Raw genomic sequence first — 8,789 nt, forward strand, 5'->3', positions numbered from 1 at the left:
CCTCATTGCCCGAGCTGCGCGGTCTGTTGACCAGCGCCCGGGAATACGTTGCGTTTGCAGATTTTCGCTTCGACTTTTTGTGGCGCGGCGTCAGGTCCGGCTTCAGGACCCTGGACTTCGACCGCCAGCAGGTTTTGCGAGGCCCAGTCTTCGTCCGTGCGCAGCTCAAAGGCGAAACGACCGTCGGTGTCGGAGGTTTCCGGTTTCTCGATCTTGATGTCCTCGTGGCGACCGTTCATGTACCAGAGGGTGGCTTGCAGGGTTTTCACCGAGGTGTCGGCGAAGCGGATGTCGACCTGATGGTTGGCGTTCTGCAGGTTCAGGTTCTTGCTGTTGACCAGCAGTTCTTGCTTGCTGCCCGGCTTCAGCGTGGCGCTGGCGGACATCTGCGCGTCTTTGCCTTCGCAACCGTTATCGAGCAGCGCCATCATCTGGCGATAGATGGTTTCCTGGTCGAGGCGATACAGCGGCGAGAATTCCCAGATGAGAATCTTCGGCGGGGTCTTCTGGAATTCCTCGCTGCCCAGGTACTGCAGCATCGAACCTTCGAAACCACCGCCGGGGAAGGCCACGTTGAGAATGTCAGCGCCGATGGCTTCTTCAAGGAAACCGGCGAAGTTGTAGTTCTTGCCGCTGTGCGATGTACCGACCAGGGTGATCTGCGGATTGCCGGAATCGCCGAACAGATCGCCGTCACCAGCCTCGCCTTTCGGCTCGGTGGTGAACTGGTCCATGTACTGGATCGCGTAGCTGGTGCCGCACAGTTGCCCGGCCATGTTGTGCAGGGTGCCGGTCTTGCCCATGCGCCCGGAACGCTTGGTCTCGAACTCACGCTTGGGAATGTCGGCGAAAGCCGGGATTTGCTTGACCTTTTCGGCGACGATTTTTGCCGTGCGCTGGGCGCCGTAAGGTGTCCAGTGCTGGTCGCCACGGAAGTAGAAATCGTGGGCGGGCAGGGTGTCCGGCAGCGATTCGTTGGTCAGTGGCGACAGGTCCGGCACCACGTAGCCCATCTTGGCGAAACGGCCAAGCATGGTCTTGTAGTTGCCCAGCGCTTTCTCGTAATCGAACGCGGCTTTTTCCTGCGGGTTGAGCTTGTTGCGGTTCACCAGGCCACGGGTCGGCTGGTAAACGATCACCAGCTCCACGCCTTTGCTCTTGAACGCATCGTGCAACTGTTGCAGGCGCTTATAGCCGGCCGGCGTGGTGTTGAACTCGGTGCGCAGGTCTTCCTGGGTACGGAACAGCCAGTCGCCCTGGGCCTGTACCAGGGTGGTGAAGTTCTGCTGATAACGCGTGGTGTAGTTCTTCGCGTCATGGGCCGCCGGGCACAGGTTGCAGCACGGTTCGGCGGTGAACTTCGGTGGCGTGACGCTTGCGCCTTCAGCGTCGGCGCGGGCGTTGCCGGCAGCGAGAATGCCGAGGGTCAGGGCCGAGAGGCTGAGCAGTTTGATCATGTGTGGGTGCATAAAAATTATCCTCAGTCCTGCAATTCGGTCTGGCGTTCGACAGGGTCGATCAGCACGGCTTTCTGCTGGCGCACCAACAGATCGAGAATCTCATCCTGGCGCTCGCCGAGGATGCCGTTGAAGCTGATCCCGCTGGACTTGGTCGGCGCCAGCATCGACACGCGATACAGCTCGACACTCAGCGGCGAGTCGATCGACAGCGGGCCGCTGCCATTGGCCGCCAGCTCGCCGCCGACGACGATCAGCGAAACCTGCGCGTCGAACGGGTCGAGCTTGATGTCACGGTCGGTGTCGGTCAGGTCCTTGATGTGGCCGTAGATACCGGTCAGGCCGTTGGTCATGGCAACGTTTTCGTAGAGGCGGATGTTCACGCTGTTACGGATACGAATGCCGTGACGGGTATTGCTGATGACCTTGTTGCCCCACAGCAGGTTGTCGGCGGACTCGTAGAGCGTGATGCCGTCGGTGTGGTTCTTGTAGATCTCGTTGTAGGCAATGATGTTGTTGACGCTGTTACGGTCGATCACCAGGCCCGACAACTTGTTGTCGAAACTCTTGTTGTTGAAGATGAAGCTGTCGTTGACCTCACGGGAAATAATGATCCCGTGCTTCTTCTTCGTGCCGTGAACGGTGTTCTCGGCAATGATCAGACGGTGCGAGCGGTCATGCGGGTCGATGCCGTAGACGATGTTGTCTTTGTAGGTGTTGCCCTTGACCACAAAGTCGCTGGTTTCGTAGCAGTAGAAGCCGTACCACATGTCCGAGAACTCGGAGCCGACGATCCAGCCGGTCGGTTCCGGGCGCTTGAGGACCTTGGCCATGTTCGGCGTGTACTGGGAAATACTCACCCCGTACGACTTACTGTTGGCGTAACCGAAACTGGCCATCTTGCTGTTGACGATGTAGGTCTCGGTGCCGCCCCAGGAGAGCAGGAACGGACGGAATTCCTTCGGCGAACGGAAGGTCGCCGGGCCGTTGTCCTTCTCGCGCCAGCCGGTGACTTTGGTGTCACGCACGAACAGCTTGCCGTCGTTGACCAGGAACGAACCGGCTTCCTGGGACAGGCGCAGTTCCTGGGTCTGGCCATCGATTTCGAGGATGCCTTTCTCGCCGACCACGATCGGCAATTTGGCCAGGTACACGCCCGGAGCGGTCTCGCTGAAATACTGCTTGGGCAGTTTTTTCGCCAGATCCTTGAGGTTCATGTAGCCGTCGTCGATGAAGATCGCCTGCGGGATGCCGTGCTGACGCACGACCCATTCGGCCATCTTGTTATCGCCGCCGATGAAGTCCTTCAGGGCGTTTTCCTGCATCATCCGGCGCACGCTGATCTTGCCCGGCTTGCTGCGCACGATCTTCGCCGCAGCGGCTTCGGCGGTGAAGCCGGAGAGGTCGGGCAGTGTCGGCTTGGCCAGTTTCAGTGCGTCGGTCGGCGCGCTGCTGACGGTGTAGGTCTTGGCCTGTTGCAGTTCTTTGGCCACGGTCGCAGGTTTCGCCGGTTCAACATTGGCGAAGGCGCCGGCGCTGGCCAGCAGCATCGCGCCGGCCAGCAGGCTGAGTGAGCCTGTTCTGGTGCTGATCATGTCGGGCACTCCCTTGGCGGTTTGCATCAGAAGCGCCAGATCACGTCAATGAATGCGCGGTGCATGTAGGAATCAACCTGGCTGCCGTAGGCATCGCCCGGTTTGAACACACCGCCACGGAAACGCACCAGTGCCGAAGGCTCGTCGATCGACTGGCTCAACGCCGCCGGCAACAGGCCTTGCTTGAAGTACTTGGTGACGACCAGATCCATTTCCTGACCCAGGTCCTTGTTGCCATCTTCAAGCGGCAAGGATGTGCTGGAGAGGATTGCGCCGGTGACGTCGTCGGTGTTGTTTTCCACCGCATTGATGCCGTTGCTGCCGACCGGCTTGTTGCCGTCGACACGCCAGAACTTGTGGTAGATCAGGCTGGCGTCGTACTCGTCGTTGACCATCCACGAACCGAACAGGGTGGCGGTCTGCATGTTGTTCATTTCGCCACGGAACGCTTCGCCGAAACGGTGCACGCGCGAGCGGGTACCGGTGTAGTTGGAGCGGTTGCTCTCCAGACCGTTCTGTTCGTAATCGGCACTGGCGCGGGCGTAGGCACCGCCGACTTGCCACTGCGGATCGAGGCGCAGACGCACGCCGACATCGGCTGCCCAGCCGCTGATGTCATCGCTGCGCTTGGCTTGTGTCGGGCGCGTGCCGTCGGCGTTCAGCGCATTGACCGTGTCGCGGTCGCCGCTCATGCCGGTGATGCTGCCCCAGTAGTTGACGGTGTTGGTGTTGCGCCAGTTGTAGGCGTCGCTGTCGGCAGTCAGGCCGATCCAGCTGATGTCGCCGTTCTCGGTCTTGTCCAGCGAATCGCGCGGGACGCCCGGCTCGGCGTAATCGAGTTTGCCGTCATCGTGACTGTGGTGGCCGCGAATGCCGACCCACTGGCCCGGCGTCCACTGGTAAGCAGCGTCGGCGTAGGCGTGCAGGCGATCCTTGTCTTTCGGTGCCAGCTCTTTCAGGTCAGTGCGGTATTCGCTGAAACGCTCGGCAACACCGGCGTTGGCCCGCAGCAGGGTGGTGTCGAAGGTCCAGTTCAGCGCTTCGATGTTGGTGTCGCGCCATTGGCCGTCGTCATTGCGCAGACGCTGACGACCGAACTTGAGGATCTCGCCAGGGTAGGGCGTGAAGCCGCTGTAGCCGACCCAGAACTCGCGCATCGCCAGGTAGTTTTTCTTGGTTTCGCGATCGCCGCTGTCGGTGGTCTGTTCGCCGTCCGATTGTTGCAGGGTGTCGGTCTCGATGATGTCGGTCGAGGTCACCGCCTGCCCCATCGCATAGGCGCTCCACGCGCCGCTTTCGCCGTAGATCCATGGACGCAGGTCGAGGCCCACGCCGTTGACATCGCCGCCGCCGGCAGTGCCGAGGTCACGGTCGTCTTCGGACTGGCCGGTGAGTTTCACTTCCAGACCGAAGTTCTTGCTTTCAGTCATCGCAGCCAGTGTCGGGCAAGACCAGAGCAGCGCGAAGGTGAGGCCAATACCGGCCTTCACGAATGGGTTCAGCTTCATAGTTTTTCCTCGCCGTCTTCTTCTTGCAGGGCGTGCAGTTGCAGCGTGTTCGAATTCAGGGCGCCACGGCTGGCCTGTTCCTGTTGCAACAGGCGGCGGGCTTCGGGCAGGCGCTCGGGCGGCAATTGCGCCTCGAGGGTCGCTGCCAGTTCATCGGCTTGCGGGGTGTTCTGCGCCTTGGCCAATTGGCTGAACACGTAAGCGTTCAGCGGGTCGGGCTTGGTGCCCTTGCCTTGCGAGAACAACTGGGCGATGGCGAAGTCGGCACTGTTCTGGCCGTTGCGCGCAGCGGTCAGCAGATGGTCGAGAGCTTTCTGCGGATAGACCTTGCCCAGGTAGCCACGACGGTAGATCTGGCCGAGGTAGTAATCGGCAGCGACTTCGCGGCCGACGGCTTTCTGGAAATGTTCCTCGGCGACTTTCGCGTCAGCCGGGACCATTTTGCCTTCGTAGTAGACCTTGCCCAGCAACAGTTCGGCGCGCGGCTGGTCGGCGGCGCGACCGTTGTCCAGGTACTTCATCATCTGGTCGACGTCGCCCAGTTCGGGGAAGTCGTAAAGCAGTTGGGCGAGGGTGACCCACGATGCCGGGTAGCCCGGAGCGATCGGCTCGAGCAGCGCCTGCGCGGTTTTTTCGTCAGTCTTGCCCAGGGTCGAATCGGCCAGCACGCGGGCTACGGAGTCGACACGCTGCGCGGTGACGGTGCCACGGCTGTAACCGGCCTGCATCTGCTTGATCAGCTCGGCCTGTTGCTCCGGCTGGCCACGTTTCTGGTAAACGGTAGCCAGTTCGACGTAGCAGATGTCAGTGGTGTTGAGCGCGGCCTTGCAGATCTTTTCCACGTCATCCAGATGCTGGTCGTAAGTGCCCTGGGTGCGATACAGCAGCACCTGCGCCAGACCCGCTTCCGGGTAGCCCGACTTGCGCCACTGATCGATCTGCTGCTGCGCGTTGATGTTGGGGAAGCTGTGCGGGTATTGCAGATACAGCATCGCCAGCGGGATCAACGTGTTGCCTTCGCCATTGGCGGCGGCTTTTTTCAGCAGGGTTTCGGCTTCGTGGTGCTCGGCTTCGGTGGAGCCCGGCTTGGCCACCAGCAGACGCCCCAGACGTGCCTGGGCACGCGGCGACACGCTGGCCGCTGCGCGGTAAGTCGCTTCGGCCTGTTTCATCTGCGCCGGGTCGCGGCTGTCGACCTGGATATCGGCCAGGCCGACTTGCGCCTCGCTGTAACCCAGATCGGCCAGTTGCTGGTAATTCTGCGCAGCGGTGGCGGTGTCGCCACGCTTGAGCGCTTCGTTGGCCAGACGCTGATCGGGCAGCCCGGCGCAACCGGCTAGAGAAACTGCTAGTGCCAGCGAGCACACCATCAATCCCATGTGGGAGCGAGCCTGCTCGCGAAGCAGTCGACTCGGTACTTCAGACAAACCGCGCTGGCCCTTTCGCGAGCAGGCTCGCTCCCCCAGGGTCGGCGGTGTGTTCAAGTTATGCGTAGTCACAGGCATGTCCTCGACTTAAAGACCGGCAGCCATGGCTTTGTCGATCAGCCAGTTCAGGTTCGGGCCACGGTCGCTGTTCACTTCCACCGGGCGGCCGGCCAGGCTGCTGTCGAGCGGCTCGTCAGGCTGGATCTGTACGCGGATGTCGGAGGACAGGTCGGCGCTCTTCAGGCTGGTGCTGCTGACGATCTTGCCGGTGCGGGTCTTGTCTTCGCCGGCGATCTGGAAGCTCACCGGTGTGCCCGGACGCACGTCGCCGAACTGGCGATAGGAGAAGCGTGCTTCAACGTTGGCCTGGGTGTTGCGCGGCACCAGTTGGAAGATCACGTCGCCCTTGCTCGCGTACTGCCCGTCAGCCACCAGTTGCTGGGCCACGGTGCAGTCGCACGGCGAAGTCAGGGTGCCGGTCATTTGCTTGCCGAACAGTTCTTCGACCTTGGCCGGGGCCAGTTGGTCTTCGGCCAGATGGCCCTTGAGTACGTCGAGCATGCTGGTGCTGAAGGTCGCCAGCGGTGCGCCTTTGGCGGCAACGCCGTCGGACTTGACCAGGCTTTGTACGGTGCCGTCGCGCGGCATGGTGATGTTCATCCCTGGCACGCTGACCAGACCGGCCTGGGCGTGGCTGACGAAGTACATGCCGTACACCGACTTGAAGATGAAGCCGGCAGCGACCAGGCCAACGGCGAAAATACCGGCGCTGAAGGTCACGGCTTTCAGGCGGCCGAACGGGGTCATGCCGGTGTCGTTGGTCTTGTTCTTGCGCGCCTTGGTGAAGTTGTCGCGCTGCAGGGTCGCCAGCACTTCGCCGATGCTGACGATGTCGCCGGCCAGGTGCGAAGTGATCAGGTGGCGCAGGGTGGAAATGTCCTGCGGTTCGAGGTTCTGGAACTGGCAGCCGGCGCGGCCGGTGGCGCGATCGAAAGAACGCACCTGCAGTTCAACGTCCATGGCCAGGCCGAGGTTGTCGATGACAAATTGCAGACGCGCCTTGTACACCTCGCCGATGGTCAGCGGCATCTGCCCGGCGTTGAACGCCAGTCCGCCAGCCGACAGATCGAGGACCCGCGCTTCGAGCGGCGTCCGGTCAGGGCCGAAGAAACGCAGCTTGGCCGGGATTTTCACGCGAGCGTGCTGGCGCTGGGCTTCGGATTCATGCACTACGTTGACGTTGACGGCGGTATTCATAGGGGCGATTTCCTTGTTAATTCAATAGGAGCGGGTCAGACCATCATCAGCAGCACGGCGACAAAAATGCTGCCGGCGGAGAAGGTCATGGTCCGAGACGACCAGGTGTTGAACCAACGTTGAAAGCTGGCGAGATCACGGGTCAGGGATGTGGGCTGGCGAGTCCAGGATTGTTGGTCGAGGCGGAAGAACACGTAGATCTTCACCAAGGCGCCAACGATCTGGTTGTAATACAGAATCGCCGGGTAAGCAGGGCCGATGCGGTGGCCGGAACACGACAGCAACAGCGTCAGGATCAGGCGGGTGATGCCGATCCACAGCAGGTACACGAGGATGAATGCGGTGCCGTACTTGAAGCTGGCGATCAGTGCGACGGTCAGGCCGAGCAGCGAAGTCCACATCGACACGCGCTGGTCGAACAGCACCACCGAGGTGAACGCGCCGAGGCGACGGATACCCAGACCCAGTGCACGAGAGTTCTGGCGCAGGTTGTTGCCGTACCAGCGGAACATCAGCTTGCGGCTGGCCTTGATGAAGCTCTTTTCCGGCGGATGCTCAACGGTGTTGATCGCGGCGTCCGGCACGTAGAAGGTGTCGTAACCCAGGCGCATCAGGCTGAACCAGCTCGACTTGTCGTCGCCGGTCAGGAACTTGAAGCGGCCCAGACGCCAGTGTTGCAGCGAGTCGCTTTCAACGTCGGCGATGAATTCCGGATTGGTCACCACGGAGGCTTTGAACACCGACATCCGACCGGTCATGGTCAGTACGCGCTTGGACAGGGCCATCGAGCACATGTTGATGTGGCGCTGGGCGAAACGCAGCTTGTGCCATTCGCTCATGATGTAGCCGCCGCGCACTTCGCAGAACTCGTTGGTGGTCAGGCCGCCGACATTGCCGAACAGCTGGAACCACGGCACGGTCTTGCGCACGACGCCTTCGCCGAGCACGGTGTCGCCGTCGATCACGGCCACCACGGCACGGTCGTCCGGCAGGTGACGGGAGATCGCGCGGAAACCGAAGGCCAGACCATCGCGCTTGCCGGTACCGGGAATACGCACGAAGTCGAGCTTGACCCGCTCAGGCGGATTCATCCGCGCCCACAGCGCCTTGACCAGCAGCTCGTCGGACATTTCCACGATCGAGCAGACAATGGTGGTCGGCAGTTCGCAGTCGATGGCTTCGCGGATCACCGAGCTGTAGACCTGCGCGGTGGTCAGCGCGTCAATACGAAAGCTGGTGACCATCAGAAACACATGCGACGGATCGGCCGCTTTACCCAGCTTGCGTACTTTGCGACGCAAGTGCGGGTAAACGATGTAGAGAAAAATCATGCCGCGCACAAAGTGCGTTGCACCCATCGAGTAGCGCCAGATACCCACGGCGCCAATCAGGAAAATGAAGTCCTTCGACTCGGAGTCGAATGTGGACGTGGGCAGCATCAAGGCCAGGCCCATCAGCAGACTGAGATAAAAAAGCCAGCCGGCTGATTGCAGAAAAAAATGTTTGAGCTTGGTCATAACCGTCATCCGAAGGTGATGGAGGCTT

At 61.3% G+C, this 8,789-nt stretch carries 6 protein-coding genes; all 6 read right to left on the reverse strand.

The window, feature by feature from the left end:
• Nucleotides 1-2: 2 nt before the first annotated feature.
• The 6 genes from V8J63_RS24690 to alg8 are packed head-to-tail and all read right to left on the reverse strand — an operon-like array spanning nt 3 to nt 8,761.
• Nucleotides 3-1,469 carry an alginate O-acetyltransferase gene (locus V8J63_RS24690; protein ID WP_024011676.1) on the reverse strand — a complete coding sequence of 489 codons (1,467 nt, stop codon included), beginning with the start codon at nt 1,467-1,469 and terminating at the stop codon, nt 3-5.
• A gap of 11 nt (nt 1,470-1,480) precedes the next feature.
• Complete coding sequence (gene algG, locus V8J63_RS24695; protein ID WP_252877485.1) at nt 1,481-3,052, reverse strand: mannuronan 5-epimerase AlgG; 1,572 nt, start codon at nt 3,050-3,052, stop codon at nt 1,481-1,483.
• A gap of 26 nt (nt 3,053-3,078) precedes the next feature.
• Nucleotides 3,079-4,560 (reverse strand): alginate export family protein, encoded by a 1,482-nt coding sequence (locus tag V8J63_RS24700; protein ID WP_123443471.1) that lies wholly within the window; start codon nt 4,558-4,560, stop codon nt 3,079-3,081.
• Nucleotides 4,557-6,065, reverse strand: a complete 1,509-nt coding sequence (gene algK / locus V8J63_RS24705) for an alginate biosynthesis TPR repeat lipoprotein AlgK (RefSeq protein ID WP_177434874.1) — start codon at nt 6,063-6,065, stop codon at nt 4,557-4,559. Before algK ends, V8J63_RS24700 begins: the two co-directional genes overlap by 4 nt.
• A gap of 9 nt (nt 6,066-6,074) precedes the next feature.
• Nucleotides 6,075-7,244, reverse strand: coding sequence for an alginate biosynthesis protein Alg44 (locus V8J63_RS24710; protein WP_024011680.1), 1,170 nt, complete (start codon nt 7,242-7,244; stop codon nt 6,075-6,077).
• Between the two features lie 35 nt (nt 7,245-7,279).
• Nucleotides 7,280-8,761 (reverse strand): mannuronan synthase, encoded by a 1,482-nt coding sequence (alg8, locus tag V8J63_RS24715; protein WP_162098720.1) that lies wholly within the window; start codon nt 8,759-8,761, stop codon nt 7,280-7,282.
• Between the last annotated feature and the right edge of the window lie 28 nt (nt 8,762-8,789).

It is taken from the genome of Pseudomonas sp. CCNWLW23 (genome assembly GCF_037095675.1).
GTDB lineage: Bacteria > Pseudomonadota > Gammaproteobacteria > Pseudomonadales > Pseudomonadaceae > Aquipseudomonas > Aquipseudomonas atacamensis.